This is a genomic window from Filimonas lacunae (assembly GCF_002355595.1).
In the GTDB taxonomy this organism is placed as follows: domain Bacteria; phylum Bacteroidota; class Bacteroidia; order Chitinophagales; family Chitinophagaceae; genus Filimonas; species Filimonas lacunae.
Genome location: NZ_AP017422.1, coordinates 2534710 through 2551091 on the forward strand (window position 1 = coordinate 2534710; position 16382 = coordinate 2551091).

At 43.5% G+C, this 16382-nt stretch carries 18 protein-coding genes; 10 read left to right on the forward strand and 8 right to left on the reverse strand.

Annotation, left to right across the window (positions count from 1 at the left end):
• Window positions 1–40: 40 nt before the first annotated feature.
• From FLA_RS09900 to FLA_RS09910, 3 genes are all read right to left on the reverse strand, one after another.
• Window positions 41–709, reverse strand: coding sequence for an FAD-binding oxidoreductase (locus tag FLA_RS09900; RefSeq protein ID WP_076380319.1), 669 nt, complete (start codon window positions 707–709; stop codon window positions 41–43).
• A gap of 74 nt (window positions 710–783) precedes the next feature.
• A complete protein-coding gene (locus tag FLA_RS09905; protein ID WP_076380320.1) occupies window positions 784–1590 on the reverse strand; it encodes an AraC family transcriptional regulator in 807 nt (268 codons plus the stop codon).
• A gap of 62 nt (window positions 1591–1652) precedes the next feature.
• The gene (locus FLA_RS09910) at window positions 1653–2672 is read right to left on the reverse strand and encodes an SDR family NAD(P)-dependent oxidoreductase (RefSeq protein WP_076380321.1); all 1020 of its coding nucleotides are present in this window, start codon (window positions 2670–2672) and stop codon (window positions 1653–1655) included.
• 329 nt (window positions 2673–3001) lie between these two features.
• Between FLA_RS09910 and FLA_RS09915 the strand changes: the two genes are divergently transcribed.
• Complete coding sequence (locus tag FLA_RS09915) at window positions 3002–3328, forward strand: RpnC/YadD family protein (RefSeq protein ID WP_144264078.1); 327 nt, start codon at window positions 3002–3004, stop codon at window positions 3326–3328.
• Between the two features lie 8 nt (window positions 3329–3336).
• Entirely contained in the window at window positions 3337–3648 is a 312-nt protein-coding gene (locus FLA_RS09920; RefSeq protein WP_076380323.1) for a hypothetical protein, read from the forward strand.
• A 197-nt stretch (window positions 3649–3845) separates the two neighbouring features.
• Here the strand turns inward: FLA_RS09920 and FLA_RS31820 are convergent, their stop codons facing one another.
• The gene (locus tag FLA_RS31820; protein WP_317043533.1) at window positions 3846–4001 is read right to left on the reverse strand and encodes a winged helix-turn-helix transcriptional regulator; all 156 of its coding nucleotides are present in this window, start codon (window positions 3999–4001) and stop codon (window positions 3846–3848) included.
• Between FLA_RS31820 and FLA_RS09930 the strand changes: the two genes are divergently transcribed.
• From FLA_RS09930 to FLA_RS09960, 6 genes are all read left to right on the forward strand, one after another.
• Complete coding sequence (locus FLA_RS09930; RefSeq protein WP_144264079.1) at window positions 3976–4221, forward strand: SDR family oxidoreductase; 246 nt, start codon at window positions 3976–3978, stop codon at window positions 4219–4221. The genes FLA_RS31820 and FLA_RS09930 overlap by 26 nt on opposite strands.
• 204 nt (window positions 4222–4425) lie before the next feature.
• Window positions 4426–6249: an ABC transporter ATP-binding protein gene (locus tag FLA_RS09935; RefSeq protein ID WP_084206332.1), complete on the forward strand. Its 1824-nt coding sequence runs from the start codon at window positions 4426–4428 to the stop codon at window positions 6247–6249.
• Between the two features lie 328 nt (window positions 6250–6577).
• Window positions 6578–8101 (forward strand): malate:quinone oxidoreductase, encoded by a 1524-nt coding sequence (locus FLA_RS09945; RefSeq protein ID WP_076380326.1) that lies wholly within the window; start codon window positions 6578–6580, stop codon window positions 8099–8101.
• Window positions 8102–8187: 86 nt separating this feature from the next.
• Window positions 8188–9195, forward strand: a complete 1008-nt coding sequence (locus FLA_RS09950) for an RNA ligase (ATP) (RefSeq protein WP_076380327.1) — start codon at window positions 8188–8190, stop codon at window positions 9193–9195.
• Between the two features lie 117 nt (window positions 9196–9312).
• A complete protein-coding gene (locus FLA_RS09955; RefSeq protein WP_076380328.1) occupies window positions 9313–9819 on the forward strand; it encodes a hypothetical protein in 507 nt (168 codons plus the stop codon).
• A 74-nt stretch (window positions 9820–9893) separates the two neighbouring features.
• Window positions 9894–10568, forward strand: a complete 675-nt coding sequence (locus FLA_RS09960; RefSeq protein WP_076380329.1) for a hypothetical protein — start codon at window positions 9894–9896, stop codon at window positions 10566–10568.
• Window positions 10569–10641: 73 nt separating this feature from the next.
• On the opposite strand, the gene FLA_RS09965 is transcribed toward FLA_RS09960, so the two are convergent.
• The 3 genes from FLA_RS09965 to FLA_RS09975 all read right to left on the reverse strand — a co-directional run bounded on the left by FLA_RS09965 (window position 10642) and on the right by FLA_RS09975 (window position 13983).
• On the reverse strand, window positions 10642–12591 hold the full coding sequence (locus FLA_RS09965) for a KUP/HAK/KT family potassium transporter (protein WP_076380330.1): 1950 nt from the start codon (window positions 12589–12591) through the stop codon (window positions 10642–10644).
• Window positions 12592–12742: 151 nt separating this feature from the next.
• Window positions 12743–13351 (reverse strand): sterol desaturase family protein, encoded by a 609-nt coding sequence (locus FLA_RS09970; RefSeq protein WP_231940417.1) that lies wholly within the window; start codon window positions 13349–13351, stop codon window positions 12743–12745.
• Window positions 13352–13464: 113 nt separating this feature from the next.
• Window positions 13465–13983, reverse strand: a complete 519-nt coding sequence (locus tag FLA_RS09975; RefSeq protein ID WP_197705883.1) for a hypothetical protein — start codon at window positions 13981–13983, stop codon at window positions 13465–13467.
• A 161-nt stretch (window positions 13984–14144) separates the two neighbouring features.
• Between FLA_RS09975 and FLA_RS09980 the strand changes: the two genes are divergently transcribed.
• Entirely contained in the window at window positions 14145–14612 is a 468-nt protein-coding gene (locus tag FLA_RS09980) for a hypothetical protein (RefSeq protein ID WP_076380331.1), read from the forward strand.
• Between the two features lie 8 nt (window positions 14613–14620).
• On the opposite strand, the gene FLA_RS09985 is transcribed toward FLA_RS09980, so the two are convergent.
• Window positions 14621–15523: a diacylglycerol/lipid kinase family protein gene (locus FLA_RS09985; protein WP_076380332.1), complete on the reverse strand. Its 903-nt coding sequence runs from the start codon at window positions 15521–15523 to the stop codon at window positions 14621–14623.
• Window positions 15524–15608: 85 nt separating this feature from the next.
• Here FLA_RS09985 and surE point away from each other — a divergent pair, with 85 nt between their 5' ends.
• Complete coding sequence (gene surE / locus FLA_RS09990) at window positions 15609–16358, forward strand: 5'/3'-nucleotidase SurE (RefSeq protein WP_076380333.1); 750 nt, start codon at window positions 15609–15611, stop codon at window positions 16356–16358.
• Window positions 16359–16382 lie beyond the last annotated feature (24 nt).

A 16382-nucleotide genomic window follows, 5' to 3' on the forward strand; every position in this document is an offset into this window, starting at 1 on the left:
AAATAAATAGCTAAAAATATACATAAAAATGAGCAGAATGTTATTGTTCAAACACTACTGCATCGGGGCTGGCGCCCAGGCTGGTTAATATATGAGTAAGGTCCGTTACCATTTTATCAGGGCCGCAAATGTAAAATGGTTTAGAGAAATCAGTAATATATTTTGTAATAAATTCCTGATTAATAGGGCCGTGTAAGTAGTTGGGGTGTTGTTCGCGTGTAAGAGTATATATAACATTATTTTCCAGCATAGTGTCCAGTTCATTATGATATATAATATCACTCAGTGTTTTGTTGGAGAAAAATAATTTATTATCCGCCAGGACATTTTGATGGTGTAACTGTCGCAGTATAGCTACAAAAGGAGTAATACCTGCGCCGCCTGCCAGAAAGTAACCTGGCTCTTTATAGGCAATGGCGCCCCATATATCCCGGATAATTAATTCATCTCCCGGCTTTAACTGATACAGTTCTTTGGTAACCCCGTTATGATCATGATAGGATTTGATCGTAAACTCCAGGTAAGGCCATTCGTTCAGGCTGGTAAATGTGAATGGTCGTTTTTCTTCGGTCCAGCCTTCTTTATTAATAGATACTTCGGTGGCTTGTCCGGGTATAAACTGATAACCGCTAGGTTTTTCTATGCGATATACTCTTACATCGTGTGTGATGTTGTGTACGGTTAGTATTCTTACGGTGTGTTGTTTCATACATTAAATGTAACCATTTCAGGGTAAACAAGCTATCTCTAATTATTGCTAACGCATCGAGGTTGGATAGCTCTTTAAGCCGATAATAAATCGGTAGGCGCATAACCAAATTGTTTTTTGAATGCATAAGAAAAATGAGAAAGGTTTTCAAAGCCTACTTCATAGCAAACATCAATAGGTTTTTTCTTTTTTTCCGCAAACTGGTAATGTGCCAGATCCAGTCGTTTTTTAGTCAGCCAGCGTTGAGGCGTTATCTCAAATATCTTTTTGAAATCTCTTTTAAACGTTGTCAGACTTCTGCCTGTTAAATAACTAAACTTCTCCAACGGCATATTAAACATAAAGTTTTTCTCCATGTAATCTGCCAGGTCTATTTTGCCAGGTTCTTCAAAGTTGGCCAACACATGGTCTATTTCGGGATCTATAGTACGAAGTATGGTAACAGCTTCTGTAATTTTCAGATGTGCAATATCCTTAGGTATATTGTTCATGTTGAAATAAGGAATCAGCGAGCTTAGGCAACTTTCCAGCAAAGGATGATTACTATAATGTTTTATGGAAGGGATATATCCTGTTACTGGTTTAATAAGTAGCTGGTCGTAAAATTTTCTGAGCCGTTCTGTTGTCAGGTGCATGACAACGGTTTGATGTGGCAACCCATCTTTCGGGTAATTGATAATGGTAGCCAGCTGGTTTCTCGGAATTAAAAAGATATCTCCTTTTTTAAAGAAGTAGGTTGCTTCAGGCCGCACAATTTTAGTCTCCCCGGAAATAAACCAGATAAGCATGTGATGTTCAAAAAGAATATCGGATTTAAAAAACTGGTCCTGGTAGCAGGAAAGCTTGATGTCGTCTGTGATATATTTGGCTTGATATTCCATTGTAATACAGTTGCGTTTGCAAATTACATAATGCTAAAATTTATTTCCGGGGAAGCGCTGTGTTATTCTACAGGAAATGGAATACCGGTCATCTCTTCTGTAAGCATCCAGAGACGCTTTGCACCAGATTCATCCAATGAATATTTCTGTACTCCGTTTTTGTGAGGTGTTGCCAGCGAAGGAGTATCCGGGTTGGCGGGTATCAGTTCGGCAATATCGCCATCTTCACAATAAACGCCTCCTATGCCTTGGAGATGTAAGCTGGTGGCAGCCCACACGGTGGTGGCAGCTCCCTGTGGTATTGTTTTTAGAGAGGCTAACACTTCGGCGCGTATATTACCCTTTTCATCCAGGAAACCCATTTTTTGAAATAATTCTACTGGTGCTTCCCTGGCCAGTTCGGTTCCTGCGATAGAACCCGGATGCACAGCGTAAGCTCTGACCTGGTATTCTTTTGCGCGATTATCCAGTTCCACGGTAAACAAATTACTGGCTGTTTTTGATTGACCATAAGCTTGTAGCGTTTCGTAGTTACGATGTTCGAAATTGGGATCATCGAAATGGAAGGGGGACATATGATGGCCAAGGGAGGAAACATTTACCACCCTGGCACCGTTTGCTTGTTTAAGCGCTGGCCAAAGCCGGGCAGTGAGGTGAAATTGGCCGATGTAATTGGTTGCAAGTTGGGATTCAATGCCACGCTCATCTCTACGCAAGGGCACCCACATAATCCCGGCATTATTGATGAGTAAGTGTAATGGTCGTTTGGAGGAAAGAAATTTTTCTGCAAAAGCATCTATGGAGGAAGGGATCATAATATCCATGGGTTCTATTTCAATATTGGCAATGCCTTGCAGGTTTTTCTTTGCTTTTTCTATATCCCTCGCAGGAACAATAACGGTGGCGCCTGCATTTGCCAGTATTTGGGTGGTTTCCAGGCCAATGCCAGTGTTGCCGCCGGTTACAATAGCAATAGTATGGCTAAGGTCAATGCCTTTTATCACATGGGCTGCTGTAGACTGTGCATTGAAACCTGTTTCAATAGGATGTTGCCTTGCTCCCTGGTAATTGTTCTGTATCATTTTTATTTTGTTTATGAATACAAAACTAGAATGCCTGCCTGGAGGGTACTTTGTTTAGAAGGCCTATTTTGTTTTGTTTAAAAGGCCGGCTTGGGGGCAGCAGAAGTGTTGGCAAAGGGGCTGCTACAAGATGTTTGTATTGTCAATTTTCAGCACCGTTCTTCTGATAAAGGGGAACGGTCTTTTTTATGATATGTCCTGAACAAAATGAACAGATATGTTTGAAAAAGCCTGTTTATTTTAGACCTTATGAACGAGAACGAATTGCTGCCTGCAACTGAGCCTACTTTACAAGCAAGGGATATTTTATGGAAAGGGGCTTCGAGTTTATGGATAAAGAACTACATGAAATTACCCCTGGTGAAATTATACAGCACCCACGATTTGTGGATAAATTGGTTAAGGCCTGGTATAAAGATGGAACAGAAAGCTGGCTGCTGATTCATATAGAAGTTCAGTGGTATAGAGATAGTCAGTTTGCTGAGCGTATGTTCACTTATTTTTACAAGATACGAGATAGGTATAAGAGAGAAGTGACTTCCCTGGCGATATTCACAGATAATGACGCAAAATACCACCCGAATAAATTTGAGTATCATTGTTGTGGTACGAACAATTGGTTGAATCTTTTCTGGGTCTTATCCGGCGATTATTGAAAAAGCAAATGCCAAAGGAAAAAATAGGCCGACTCATTGGATTTATCAGAACATACGTCTATTTGGGAGATTCTCAGCTATTTCATAAATTTGAGGAAGAGATTAAACTCATTATTAAAAATCCGGCACATATGGGAATATATGAGCAAATATTACAGATTGATAAAGAGGATGCTGAGGAGCGTGGAAAAGCAGTAGGAAAAGCCGAAGTAGTAACCAATCTTCTCAATAATACAGATTTTGACATTCAAACTATTGCTTCTTTAGTTGGCGAGTCCGTAGACTTTGTTATCGAAGTTAAGAACAAGTTGCACACTTAATCAGTATAGATGATACATCATTAAAAAGCCCTTGCTAATGAAGCAGGGGCTTTTTGTTAGGATAATTCTTGCAAATTATAGTGTCACTTCAAACAGAAACAACTGCGTTTTCTCTTCCTGGTTAAAGTTATTATCCGTTACCATTACCAACGTGCAATGCCCATTAGGTAACAAAGGTCCCCAGGTTCCTTCTGCATTTACTTTACTTCCACCGGTGTAGTACAGGCGGCAATATCCATCACTATGCCCGTATGTTTTTGTTTATGCTTTGCGCCCCACATAGAAATACTTATCAATACGGGTTTCAGTTCAAAACCTTCTTCTGTAATGGCATATTCCACGCGTGGCGGCACTTCGGGATATACTTCTCTTGATATGATACAGCCTGGAAGCGCTAATACCGATATGAATCCGGCTGATGGTCCCAGTGCCGATTTTCAGCGTAGTCGTATGGCTATTCCCCGATACGGTAAAGGGGCAGACATCGCTTCCCTGGTAGCCTGGGTGGCAGGGGAAGAATCCGGGTTTGTTACAGGAGCAGCCTTTACTATTGATGGCGGGGCAAATGCCTGATAAACTATATCCCTGATTCCCGACAGGCTGGTGAGCGCTTTTCGAAGCGTCGGGTGCATGGATAAACGCTTGGCTGGTGCCTTTTTTTCACCAGCCAAGCTATTTCAGATGTAGACTAAAAGGGGCCAGAGGGACCAGCAGTACCGGGTACAGGACAGTGGCGTAGTCTTTGTGAGACGGTGAGGCAATAAAGAGCTGGACGCTATGCGCATTTTATGGACTTATTTAAAACCCCATCGCTGGCTGGTAGTGTTATCGCTGCTGCTGGCTGGTATTAGCCAGGTGCTTACGATGGTGGACCCGGTGATATTTGGAAAGATTATAGACAATTATGCCCATAATGTAAATGGTAAAACGCCGCAGGAGTTGGTGCAAGGTGTGCTGGGATGGATGGGCATAGCCATTGGCATTGCTTTACTGGCGCGGCTGGCCAAATCGATACAGGAATATACTATGCGGTTGGTTGTGCAGAAGTTTGGGATGCAGGTGTTTAATGATGGATTGAAGCAAACCCTGCGGCTTACTTTCCAGGAGTATGAGGATCAGCGCAGTGGCGAAACATTGGCTTTGTTGCAAAAGGTGCGCACGGATACAGAGAAGTTTATCAATGCGCTCATTAATATCCTTTTTACCTCCATAGTAGGCATGGCCTTTTTAATCTGGTACGCCATTACCAAACACTGGGCGCTCATTCCCATTTTTATCATAGGCATTATTGTGTTGGGCGGTTTAACGGGTTTGCTCAGCAAGCGTATGAAAACGGTGCAGCGTTCTATTAACCGGGAAACCCTGCAGCTTTCCGGCGCCATCACTGAATCACTACGTAATATTGAGTTGGTGAAAAGCCTGGGCCTTACTTACCCGGAGATTAAAAGACTGCGCCTGTTTACACAGAAGATATTCGACCTGGAAATGCAAAAGACCAGGCAGGTGCGTACATTAAGCTTTTTACAGGGCACCACTTTGAATGTGTTAAGGCAGTCTATATTGTTTGCCTTGCTCTGGCTAATTTTTCACAATGTGCTTTCAACAGGCGAACTGATAGCCATGCAGTTTATCACTACCTCCATTTTCGGCCCATTGCAGGATTTAGGTAATATCATTTTACAATACCGGGAAGCAGAAGCTTCGTTGCAGCTGTTTGATAAACTGATGAAACAACCGGTGGAGCAAAAGCCCGAAGAGCCAGTGGAGATAGGGCCGCTGGAAGTGCTACGTTTTAATAATGTGGTGTTTCGCCATAAAACGGCGATGCAAAATGCGATTGATGATATTTCGTTTGAAGTAAAAACAGGGGAAACCATTGCCTTTGTAGGGCCGTCTGGTTCGGGCAAGTCCACATTGGTGAAACTGCTGGTGGGGTTGTATAAACCGGTTAGCGGAGGCATTTACTTTAATGAGGTGTCATCGGCAGATATTCGTTTTAATCCCCTGCGAAGGCAAATAGGTTTTGTAACACAGGATACCCAGTTGTTTGCTGGTACGATAAAGGATAACCTATTGTTTGTAAAGCCGGATGCTACTGATGAAGAAGTGTTAGCGGCCTTGCATAAAGCCTCCTGTGATGCATTGCTGGCAAGATCGGCCAATGGAATTTATACCCGTTTGGGGGAGGGAGGGTTGAAACTGTCTGGCGGGGAGCGGCAGCGTATATCCATAGCACGGGCCCTGATAAGGAATCCAAGGCTGCTGATATTTGATGAAGCCACTTCTGCACTGGACTCACTTACCGAAGAAGTAATATCAGATACAATACGTACTATTTCAGAAAGGAGGGAACAGATAACGTTGCTGATTGCGCATCGTTTGTCTACCATTATGCATGCCGATCGCATTATTGTGCTGGAAAAAGGCAGCATTGCTGAAACGGGTACGCACCAGGAATTAGTGGAGAAGAAAGGTTTGTATTATGCTATGTGGCGGCAGCAGATTGGGGAAAGGCGACCGTTACTTACCGGTTCTCCGGAAATGAATAACAACTCCAAAAGCGATTCTGATTCTGGTTTGGGGTATAATGCGATGGAATAGTTCTTCTGTTGCGTAGTTGCCCTGACTACAATCTTATTTATTTTGTAATATGTATAGGAGTTTTTGTAAATTCTGAAAATATTAAACATATCTTAACAGACCGCCTGATTTCCGCAGTTTTGTCGTTTTTATGTAATTTTTCAGAAGAAATAGCGGTTTTTTCGCGGGTTTTGGGACAAAAAAACGCTGATTTACAGGGTGAGATTATAAAAATGAACATTTGTAAGCGTGATTTCTATATAAAAATTTTACTAATGTACTAATGTGCATTATGTGAATGATGTTTTTTACATGTAATTTTGCGGCTGGAAACAGAAGATGATAATCAATGAGTAAGCGTACCAATTCCTCTAATCAGGAGCCGGATATAGTTTTGATAGGTGCAGGTATCATGAGCGCTACCCTGGGCGTTTTATTAAAGGAGCTGCAACCCGAATTAACAATAGCCATTTACGAAAGGCTTGATGAAGTAGCTGCAGAAAGTTCTGACGCGTGGAATAACGCGGGTACAGGACATTCGGCTTTTTGTGAACTGAACTACACTCCGGAAAAAGCGGATGGTACTATCAGTCCTAAAAAAGCCATTGAAATTGCTGCTTCTTTTGAAGAATCGCGTCAGTTTTGGGCTTACCTGGTGGAGCACAACTTAACCGGTGCCGCTGAAGACTTTATTCACCTGACTCCTCATTTAAGTTTTGTGTGGGGGGAAGAGAATGTAGCGTATCTGAAAAAACGTTTCGATGCTTTAACCAGCAACCATCTTTTCAAAGGGATGGAATATTCCGAAGATCATGCAGTATTAAGAGAGTGGATGCCACTGGTAATGGAAGGGCGTGATCCTAATCAAAAGGTAGCTGCTACCCGCATGAAAATTGGTACTGATGTAAACTTTGGTGCGTTAACCCGCACTTTGTTCCATAACCTGGTGCAGCAGCCTGGTGTTACCATGCACATGAATCACGACATTCGCGACCTGGACAGGGCCGAAGATGGTCGCTGGATTGTGAAGGTGAAAAACCTGGAAACACGTCGTAAAAATGAAATCAAAGCGAAGTTTGTATTTATAGGTGCCGGTGGTGGTTCTTTACCCTTGTTACTGAAATCTGGTATTCCAGAAGGAAAAGGTTTTGGTGGCTTCCCGGTAAGCGGCCAGTGGCTGAAATGTGTGAACCCTGAAGTGATAGCCAAACACGATGTAAAAGTATATGGTAAGGCTTCTGTTGGTGCGCCGCCGATGTCTGTACCTCACTTGGATACCCGTTTGATCAATGGCAAGAAAGCCCTGCTGTTTGGGCCTTATGCAGGCTTCAGCACCAAATTTCTGAAAAACGGAAGTTACCTGGATTTACCATTAAGCATTAAGTTCAATAACATACGCCCGATGCTGGCGGTTGGTAAGGATAACTTATCGCTGACCAAATACCTGATTCAGCAAGTGCGTCAAAGCTCTGATGATCGTTTGGAAGCACTGCGCGAATTTTTACCAGATGCGAAGAAAGAAGATTGGGAACTGGAAGTGGCAGGTCAGCGTGTACAGGTGATTAAGAAAGATGAAGAACATGGTGGTATCTTACAATTCGGTACCGAAATGGTAAGTGCAGCAGATGGTTCTATTGCCGCTTTATTAGGTGCTTCTCCGGGTGCTTCTACTGCAGTTTCCATTATGGTGGAGCTGGTCGAAAAATGTTTCCCCAAAGAGGTCAAAAGCGAACAGTGGCAATCCAAGCTGAAGCAAATGATACCTTCTTATGGACACGCCCTGGATAAAGACGCAGCACTTTGTGAAAAAGTAAGAAACTGGTCAGCTGATGTGTTAGGTTTACATGCTGAGAAAGTTGCGCAAACTGTGTAAAGTTTGCTTACTGATAAAACTAAAGGCTGCCCCTTCCAGGCAGCCTTTTTTATTTGCCCTTATTTAACAATTATTAATTTATTACAATGGAAAGAAAGCTAGCCTCAATTGTAATCATTGACGGCGTACAACCCATTCCCGGTGCAGATTTAATCCAGCTCGCTACTGTTAAGGGCTGGCAGTTAGTGATTAAGAAAGATGAATTTCGTGTGGGCGACCATGCAGTCTACTGCGAAATCGATTCTTTTTTACCTGTAAAAGAAGAATTTGAATTTTTAAGAAAGAGCTCATTCCGGAAGATGGGTGAGCAGGAAGGCTTCCGCTTGAAGACCATTAAACTGCGTGGACAAATTTCACAAGGTTTATTGCTGCCTGTGCGTGTACTTGGCGATTACGAGTACACCCTGGGCGAAAACGTGGCAGAAAGGCTGGGCATTATCAAATATGAACCACCTGTACCTGCTTCGTTGGCAGGTTTAGTGAAAGGGCTGTTCCCTTCCTTTATGCATAAAACAGATGAAGAACGCGTTCAAAATCTGAGTGAGCAATACGAAGAATATAAAAAACATACTTTTTATATTACCGAAAAGCTGGATGGTAGCTCGGTTACCTACTACTTGAATAATGGTGAGTTTGGGGTATGTTCCCGCAACCTGGAATTGCTGGAAACAGAGGACAACACGCTGTGGAAAGTAGCCAGAGTAAACGATATAGAAAACAAGCTGCGTGCAACCGGCAGAAACCTGGCTATACAAGGCGAAATGATAGGAGAAGGAATACAGAAGAATATGTACGGTTTAAGGGGCCAAACGGCTCGCTTCTTTAATGTATTTGATATAGACAAGTATCAATACCTGCCTATGGAAGAGTTTGTTCCTTTTATTGAAAGCCTTGGGCTGGAAACGGTTCCTGTATTAGATAACAGCTTTACGCTGCCCGCTACCATTGATGAGTTGCTTACCATGGCAGATGGTGCTTCTGTGTTAAGTCCTAAAGGAAAGAATGCGGAAAGGGAAGGGTTGGTAATACGGTCGCTGGACAGGAAGATTTCCTTTAAAGCGATATCTAATAAGTTTTTATTGAACGAAGGATAGCGCCAGGTGTGGTTGTCTTCATTGAAGGTATACCGTGCTGCCGTATTTAAAGCGTTCAAATTTTAAGGTGGCGGCAGCGGGTTGGAAGCTTACATTCGTAGTCTGAAGCAATTAGTTATGGCTAAATATGTGTGTGAAAGTCCACCGGTTCCCGGTAATTATGGTATCATCCAGGTGTATAAACGCCAGGGTGTTACCATTGCCCGTGTGCGTAACCCTTTGTGCGGGAAACGTGTGCAAACCGCTCCGGAATTTGCCGGCACCCGTAAATATGCTCAATTATTAGCTATTGCTTCGCCTTTGGCATCAGCTGTACACCAGGCTTTGCCAGCCAACCGTCAGCGCTCACATTATCAACAGCTGGCAGGTAAGGCTATTCAATGGTTAAAGGAGGGTAAAAGTGAAGTGGAGGTGCGTGTGTTGTTACAGGAAGCGGCTGAGGACATTCGTAGTGTATTGCAGCCGCAGCGTTTGAAAACAGGGAAGGCCAGGCGAAGTGTGAGAAAGAAAAGCGTGTTTAATAACCGCGTAGCAGTTATACCTTTTGCAAAGGTATCAAAAGTACATTACAGCAGAGAATTGCAACGGGGACAGAGTTCCTGTATGATGAAACTGCAAGTGTAGCCTGATAGTAGCAGGAGGGGCAGCTATTGTGCAAAATAATATGAATTTTTATCTGTTTTGATTAATGATGCCTAATGATGGAATACTCTAACCCACATACTATAGAACTTATTCCTGTTATTGAAAAATGGTGGCATAATGATCAACTGACTTCGCCTGATGGCTCCCTTTCTGAGGTGCCGGCAAAGTGGGAGCTATATAATCAGCAGGCAGCTGTGCTAGCGGGTTATACAACTCCATGGGTGCCATATAGCGAAGGACATCATTTATACAGGTTTTCGGATTTTACGGACAATAATCTTGTCAAATTTATTCAGGAACATATTGGCGAAACGCTGGATGATGGTGGTGAATGGGATGATATAAGAGTATTCAATGGTGGATTTGTTTTAAGGGTAGGCAATGAAGATCGCTTATTTCCAGGGTGCTGCTCTGATTTATTAAACATACACGACTGGGAAGATTTGGAAAACTGCCAGGAAGGATATAGTTTTTTTAATGGTCATCCTGAACCTTATGTATCACAGAATATTGAATCCGTTACCATTGATTTGTCAAGAACGGATGAAAAAAGCTCTTATCATGGTACTGCTTCTCCTAAAATAATATTGAACAAGGTATTATTGAGAGAAGCTATTGTGCAGGCTAAGAAGAAATTGCAGGCATTTGCCGAAAGATTGAGTAATCTGGAACAAGCGCATCAGTTAGGAATCCCGGATATTGGGAGATTATTGGTGTGGAATGGTTAGTGATATTCGCAATGATGCCTATAAAAAACAAAGGCTGTCCTGAAAAGACAGCCTTTGTTTTTTAGACACCTTTTTATTGCTCCCTCACCAACGGCGGATGCTCGGCGGGGCTTACGATTAATGGGTATTTCTCGATGGTAACGTTGCTTTTGTTGATGCCGAAGTTGACCATTTCTTTTACGCTCAGGTTTTTGAGGTTGAAATAGCTTTTCATGATAAAACATTTCCAGAAAGGCATGGCTTTCGGGAAAGACAGGAAGGAGTCCATCAGCAGGAAACGGAAATCGCCAATCTTAGTATCCTGGTAGCATTGCTCGTATCGATCTGAAAAATCTACTTCACTGGTTTTTACCAGTTCATTGGCTACCTGTTCAAAGTAATGATCAATCATAGGCTCTACTCTAAAGCCCAGGTTAAACTCAATAAAATAAATATCGTTACGTACAATGGTATCGGCACGGTAGGTTAAGGCATAAGGTTCGTCTACTACGTTTACATGCACAAACCAATATACATCTGCACGTTTGGGGGCTTTAGACAATATAGAGTCCATAGCGGTTTTCTCTACTTTACGGGGTGAACCGGAGGTGGTAAGATATACCAGGTTAGTAGCGTATTTAGGTATTCTTTCATCTGCACTCAGCTTCATTAACAGGGGTACATAGTCATCTATCAGCACCAGTTTGGTAAGTAGCTTTTTAATGCTACGGCCTTTATACCAGATATACATGACCAGGAATAAACCTCCACCTATCAACAACGTAATCCAGCCACCTTCTGCTATCTTTTGAAAGTTGGCTATCAAAAAAGATAGTTCTATGGCCAGGAAAGTGCCTGTGATCAGCACTACCCATACCATGGCTACCCGCTTGTAGTGCAGGTAAAAGTTAATGAGCACGGTGCTCATGATCATGGTGAGGGTAACGCTTAAACCGAAGGCTGCTTCCATACGGCTGGATTCTTCAAAATGCAGTACCATGGCTATACAACCTGCCATTAACGCCCAATTGATAAAGGGAATGTAAATCTGTCCTTTCATATTACCGGGAAATAATACTCTGTGGCGTGGCCATATATCCAGGCGGATGGCTTCATTTATTAAGGTGAAGCAACCGCTGATAAGGGCCTGGCTGGCAATGATGGTGGCCATAGTGGCAATACATAAAGAAGGCAGGTAAATAGCGTCCGGTACAATATGGTAGAAAGGACTTACCACGCCGGTTGTTTCGCCTACGTGATTGAGCAACCAGGCAGTTTGACCAGCATAACAGAGAATCAAGGTTACTTTAATATAAATCCAGCTTACACGAATGTTGTTTCTGCCGCAATGGCCCATATCGCTATATAAAGCTTCGGCACCGGTAGTACACAGGAAAATGCTACCCAGCAGCCAGAAGCCGCCTTTTGCTTTGGTAAGCATTATATAAGCATAGTAGGGGTTCAAAGCTTTTAACACACCGGGTGCCTGGCGCATGGCCATCAGGCCTAACACACCAATGAATGTAAACCAGATCACCATTACAGGGCCGAAGATCTTCCCGATCTTTTCTGTACCAAATTGCTGAAACAGGAATAGGATAACCAGGATAACGATAACAATAGGCACGGTGTTGATGTGCGGATTGATCTTTTGCAACCCTTCAATAGCCGAAGCCACCGAAATCGGGGGCGTAATAATGCCATCTGCAATGAGGAAGGCACCACCTGCCATAGCAGGAAACAGCAGCCACTTGCCCGATACGCGGCGGATAAGCGCGTACAGGGAAAAGATGCCGCCTTCGCCTTTGTTATCGGCTTGCAGCGTAATGATCACATACTTTAAAGTGGTTTGGAAAAACAACGTCCAGAAGATAGCGGATAGCGCGCCCAGGGCGATGTCTTCTGTAATAACCTTGTCGTGAAAAACAGCATTGAGGGTATACAGGGGTGAGGTACCTATGTCTCCGAATACAATACCGATAGCAATTAATAACCCTGCAGCGGTAACACGCTTGTTAAACAGGGCGGGTGAAATTGAGCTCATGTTGGGGTATGTCAGTCTATTTTTGAGGGCGGAAATTTAGGACAGAATTGTTGTTGCTACCAAATTTCTTTACAGGCGGTTTGTAAAAAATGAAGGCGCCTCATGGATGAATGAGACGCCTTTTCGTATTTATGGATCAATGGAGCAAAAACTATTTATCGGAATGAAACACCTTGTCCCATATAGTGGAACTTACGCCAAACGCTTTATCGGGGTTGGCATAATGATGTATCATGTGGTGTTTTTTCAGGGCTTTGCCAAGGCGTGATTTAAAATTGTAATGATGCAGGATATAATGCGTCATATCATATACCAGGTAGCCGGTAATAAAGCCGGTGAAAAAGGCATTATTGCTGCCTGATGGCAACACCAGGTAAAACAAACTATAAAATAACAGGGCCAGGGGGATGCTTACCGAAGGGGGCATTACCAGCCTTTTGGCATCGTTGGGGTAATCGTGATGTACCCCATGCATAATAAAATGCAGCCGTTGCCCGGCTTTGGATTTGGGCACAAAGTGAAACACAAAGCGATGCAGTATGTATTCGGTAAATGTCCAGCAAGCCAGTCCTGAAAGCGCCAGTATTACCTGGATAATAACAGCCAGGTTGCTTTGTGTATATGACAAATAAGCGGTGGTGGCAATTACCGGTATATACACAAACAGGGGCACTGAATAGTGTACTTTGGATAAGGCTTCCAGCAGGTTGTTGCTAAACATCCGTACCGATTCCCGTGAATTTGAAATATAGTTCCTCACTTTCCTTGTTTTCGGCATCGAAGGTGAGGAAAGCGGCATAGGTAGGGAATGATAAATGTCAGCAGTGTGTTTGATTTTTATCAGCTTTTGTAATGCAGTCCTTACCAGGCAAGTTATTCCCGGTGCAGGAACATATACCAGTTCCATTCCCACGTTAAGCCATTATCGGTAGAAAAAGCCTGGCTCCAGGTGGGGTGCTCCGGGTTGGTGACATCCCAGCAGAATTGCACCAGCACTTTCTGTCCCTCCCAGGTATCCCTGCCGTAAAAACGGCCTACCTGGTTTTCAAAAGATCCTGTCACCGGTGCATCTAATTTGCCGTGGTTGCTATCGGCCCAGTAAATGCTCCATAACCGGGTAACGGGGTTAAACAGGCGCACCGTCATCCCTTCAAAGGGTTTACCATCAAGGGTGGTAGTAAAGGAATCGATATTGCCAATGCCCTGTAATACTTTCCAGGCTTCCTGTTGTGCGGTAAACTCCAGCCATTGCTGGTTGTTGCTGAGGCGTGCAGCCAGTTTTTTATTGTGTACCTGCCATTTGCCTGCAATAAAGTCAAAATCGGTTGCCGAAGAGCTGGCAGAAGGGGCGATAACCGGCTGGCCGGTAGTGTTGAACGATAGCTGCTGCATGATAGATGGTTTGTACAGGCAAAGTAAAAATGGCGGGGTGACAACCCTATGTCAGTGGAGAAAGCCGGGTATAAAATATTCTGTAATAATTTTTACCACTGGTTATGGCGGCAAGGATATAATGAATAATATTGTAATTGTAACACTTTGACTACCCCTATATGCTGCTTATATCATCCAATGATGTGCTGGAAGCCGAGATTGCTAAAGTGCCGGGTAAACCTGCGGTGCTGGAAGTGTTGTGGGATGGCGATTCGGAAGGCTGGTTTTTGTATGCTACGCTTTATTCCCTGCAAAGAAAGTTTTTCAGGAACAAAATGCTCATTCACCGTTTAGGGGTCATACGTTTTAATGGCGATCATAGCCAGTTTAACGGTACCACTCCTGACTGGCCCGAAGCAGCTTATGCCGTTATACTGGGCAGGCAAATGGCGGAAAAATATGATCTTACCTTTTATTTCCCTTCAGAAAAAGAGCCGGAGGATAACTGCCCCGGCTGGATGCAAAGGCACAAGGGGGTATCCTGTGCCGATTGCAATAAATTAATTCTGCCTGTAGTGGCTCCTGACTTGCCCAGGAACATTTGCTACAATTGTTATTTAAAGAAAGAGTACAGGAATAAGCGATAATAAGTGGATTATTCAGTGGCCGGGGTTATGAGGAATTGTAGTTTACTTTCTGACAAGGTAATGTCCAGTGTAAGCGGTTGCTCTGCTATCAGCAGCTTATCATCCGCATGCAGGTATAGTTCACTGCTACTTATTTGTACCTGTTGAGCAGCCAGTGCGTGCAAGGAAAACACGGCATCTGTTGCATTATTCCTTAACTGATCTACGTAAGCCAGCAAGGTGCCGCGCTGGTTTTCGGTTATCAATATCACGTCTAAATAACCATCGCCCGGATCGGCGTGTGGGGCCAGGTGCAGATTTGGGCCAATGGATTGAATGTTCATTACTTCAGCCATCAGGTATTTGCCGGAATAATCTTTATTATCAATGGTGATAGTGTAATCAACGGCAGGCGCGGCCAGTATCAGGCTGTATAACAGTTCCAATGCTTTTTGCATTCTTTCTTCTGCACCGTCTATGACTTTATCAAACGGCTCCATTTGCTGCATCAGTTTAGGGAAAATACCATAGCCAAATCCTTCTAAAAAAAACAGGGGTTTGGTGTATCCTGTAACCGTGCCGGTATCTACTTGTTTAATATGATATGTGTGCCAGCTGTTAATAATGGCTTCGGTAGATTGCATCAGCCCCATCGTTTGTGCAATGTTATTAGCAGTGCCTAATGGAAGGATAGCGATAGGCAGGTTAGGTGTTTCGTTACAGTTAATGCTTTTGGCTACTTTACGTATGGTGCCGTCGCCGCCGGCAATAATATAAAAGGCCGCATCTTTACCCGCATCCTTCCAGTCATCGGTTTTTGTTGATAAATATCTACATTTAAAACCTGCGGCTTTAATGCTTTTAACTAATTGCTTTTGAGTGTGTTCTTCCTCGCCTGCGTTGGGGTTATGCAATATTTCTACTGTTTTCATTAGGTGGTGTTTATGATGAGCCATATAGATATACTGTATAAAAACGTACCAGTTTTGGTGGCATGATAATAGAAGTTGTTCCCATATGAGAATACTGGTAACAAACGACGATGGTATTTATAGTCCGGGCATAGCGTGCCTGGCAAAAGTAGCCTCCCGCTTTGGAGAAGTAAGGATAGTGGCGCCTGATGTGGAACAGAGTTCTATGGGGCAGGCCATCACCGCTTCCCGTCCTTTATCTTATAAAGCATCACCCATTTCTTTTGATGGGTTACAGGCATACCGTGTGAATGGAACACCGGCCGATTGTGTGGCATTAGGGATGCACCTGTGGGCTACAACTGATGTAGTGCTGTCGGGTATTAATATGGGTACCAATCTGGGGAATGCCATGTGGCATTCAGGTACACTGGCTGCGGCTAAACAGGCTGTATTGCTGGGGTGCCGGGGAATAGCCGTGAGTACGGTAGCAGATAAAACCGAGCCTGATTTTGCAACGCTGGAGCCTTTTGTAGCCGAAGCGTTAACGATGGCTTTACAACATGATGATCCGGATTTGCATTTGATTAATATTAACCTGCCGCCTAACCCGGTAGGAATGAAATGGACACGCCAGTCGGTACGGTTTTACGATAACCAGGTGGTGCCGGGTACAGACCCTATGGGCCGTAAACATTACTGGTATACGGTGATACCATTGGAAGCAGCAGAAGAAGGAACAGACAGGTGGGCAGTAGAACAGGGATTGGTGTCTATCACTCCTTTGCGCTTAGACTTAACAGATGAAAAGGCACTGGCTAAAGCACAGCAATTACAGGCGGCTCTTTCCAGGTGATATAACATTGTATGTCTATTAATA

Coding starts and splice junctions, on each gene's coding strand:
- FLA_RS09915 (WP_144264078.1), top strand. CDS start 3,002: ATGGATAAAGAACTACATGAAATTACCCCTGGTGAAATTATACAGCAC.
- FLA_RS09965 (WP_076380330.1), bottom strand. CDS start 12,591: ATGAGCTCAATTTCACCCGCCCTGTTTAACAAGCGTGTTACCGCTGCA.
- FLA_RS09955 (WP_076380328.1), top strand. CDS start 9,313: ATGGCTAAATATGTGTGTGAAAGTCCACCGGTTCCCGGTAATTATGGT.
- FLA_RS09920 (WP_076380323.1), top strand. CDS start 3,337: ATGCCAAAGGAAAAAATAGGCCGACTCATTGGATTTATCAGAACATAC.
- FLA_RS09935 (WP_084206332.1), top strand. CDS start 4,426: ATGCGCATTTTATGGACTTATTTAAAACCCCATCGCTGGCTGGTAGTG.
- FLA_RS09910 (WP_076380321.1), bottom strand. CDS start 2,672: ATGATACAGAACAATTACCAGGGAGCAAGGCAACATCCTATTGAAACA.
- FLA_RS09985 (WP_076380332.1), bottom strand. CDS start 15,523: ATGAAAACAGTAGAAATATTGCATAACCCCAACGCAGGCGAGGAAGAA.
- FLA_RS09900 (WP_076380319.1), bottom strand. CDS start 709: ATGAAACAACACACCGTAAGAATACTAACCGTACACAACATCACACAC.
- FLA_RS09980 (WP_076380331.1), top strand. CDS start 14,145: ATGCTGCTTATATCATCCAATGATGTGCTGGAAGCCGAGATTGCTAAA.
- FLA_RS09930 (WP_144264079.1), top strand. CDS start 3,976: ATGGCATATTCCACGCGTGGCGGCACTTCGGGATATACTTCTCTTGAT.
- FLA_RS09950 (WP_076380327.1), top strand. CDS start 8,188: ATGGAAAGAAAGCTAGCCTCAATTGTAATCATTGACGGCGTACAACCC.
- FLA_RS09975 (WP_197705883.1), bottom strand. CDS start 13,983: ATGCAGCAGCTATCGTTCAACACTACCGGCCAGCCGGTTATCGCCCCT.
- FLA_RS09960 (WP_076380329.1), top strand. CDS start 9,894: ATGATGGAATACTCTAACCCACATACTATAGAACTTATTCCTGTTATT.
- surE (WP_076380333.1), top strand. CDS start 15,609: ATGAGAATACTGGTAACAAACGACGATGGTATTTATAGTCCGGGCATA.
- FLA_RS09905 (WP_076380320.1), bottom strand. CDS start 1,590: ATGGAATATCAAGCCAAATATATCACAGACGACATCAAGCTTTCCTGC.
- FLA_RS09945 (WP_076380326.1), top strand. CDS start 6,578: ATGAGTAAGCGTACCAATTCCTCTAATCAGGAGCCGGATATAGTTTTG.